Source organism: Gudongella sp. DL1XJH-153, assembly GCF_049310905.1.
Taxonomy (GTDB): Bacteria; Bacillota; Clostridia; order Tissierellales; family Tissierellaceae; genus Gudongella.
On the sequence record NZ_JBMEMN010000081.1, the window covers coordinates 1 to 1,248 of the forward strand.

Below are 1,248 nucleotides of genomic sequence, written 5' to 3' on the forward strand. Positions count from 1 at the left end.
TGGAAATCCACGGCCAGGAAGGATTGGTGGACACCTGAAGCTCGCGCTGCAAAATCAGCCTACAGTAAAAAGAACCCAAGAAGCTCTGGAAACATCACTTGCTTCACCGGAAAAATAAACTGCAGTAAGTGCGGGCAAAACCTACGCAGAAACACAAGCCCCCGAGTAAGTGGTCAGAAAGCCCACCATTGGCGCTGTCCGCCTCACAATGATTGCGGCCACAGCGGATTGGAAGAGAACCTATTGAAAACTATATCTAGCGATGTCCTTTCCATTAAAGAGTTTGACGAAGCTATCTTTAAAGAAAAAATTGATTACATCACTGTGGTTTCCAACACAGAACTTCTCTTTCAGCTGAAGGATGGCAGTAAGATCATAAAGCAATGGCAGTTTAAACGCAGACAACCCGCCTGGTCAGAGGAAAGAAAGAAAAGGGAAGCTGAGAAAATGAAAGAGGCATGGAGGAAAAAGCATGAGCAGAACAAGGACAACTAAAAACGTTAAAACCATACCTGCTACACTCAGGCAGTTTTCTTCCACGCCAATTAATGAGCAAAGAAAACGCCGCACAGCTGGCTACGCTCGCGTATCTACCGACAGCGAAGAACAGTTCACAAGCTATGAGGCGCAGGTCGATTATTACACCAATTTTATTAAGAGTCGAGACGACTGGGAGTTCGTGAAGGTTTATACCGACGAAGGGATATCCGGTACCAACACCAAAAAGCGTGAAGGCTTTAGGCGCATGATCCAGGACGCTTTGAGCGGCAAGATTGACCTCATCGTTACCAAGTCAGTCAGCCGATTTGCAAGGAACACAGTAGACAGCCTCACCACCGTTCGCCAATTGAAAGAGAAAGGAATCGAGATCTATTTTGAGAAGGAAAATATCTGGACCTTAGATTCTAAAGGTGAACTTCTAATCACCATCATGTCATCCCTTGCACAGGAAGAAAGCCGCAGCATTTCAGAGAACGTCACATGGGGACAGCGCAAGAGATTCGCAGACGGGAAGGTTACGGTTCCCTTCGGGCACTTCCTCGGTTACGATCGGGGTGAAGATGGCAACCTTGTTTTGAACCCCAATGAAGCAGTTATAATCCAGAGAATCTTCAGCATGTTCCTGCAAGGCATGACGCCTTACGGTATTGCTAAGCAGCTTACAGCAGACGGCATTTTATCACCCGCCAAGAAAGATAAATGGAACGCAGGCACCATCAAGCGCATCCTCACAAATGAAAAATATAA

The 1,248-nt window shown here is 46.4% G+C and carries 2 protein-coding genes and 1 pseudogene; all 3 read left to right on the forward strand.

The annotated features are described in order from the left end of the window. Positions 1-114: 114 nt before the first annotated feature. Positions 115-210, forward strand: a pseudogene (locus ACOEN1_RS13420) (hypothetical protein); the annotation flags it as partial. 33 nt (positions 211-243) lie between these two features. Next, positions 244-495 (forward strand): hypothetical protein, encoded by a 252-nt coding sequence (locus tag ACOEN1_RS13425; protein WP_422487400.1) that lies wholly within the window; start codon positions 244-246, stop codon positions 493-495. Then, a partial coding sequence (locus ACOEN1_RS13430; RefSeq protein ID WP_422487399.1) for a recombinase family protein occupies positions 473-1,248 on the forward strand: 776 nt, incomplete at its 3' end. The genes ACOEN1_RS13425 and ACOEN1_RS13430, both read left to right, overlap by 23 nt.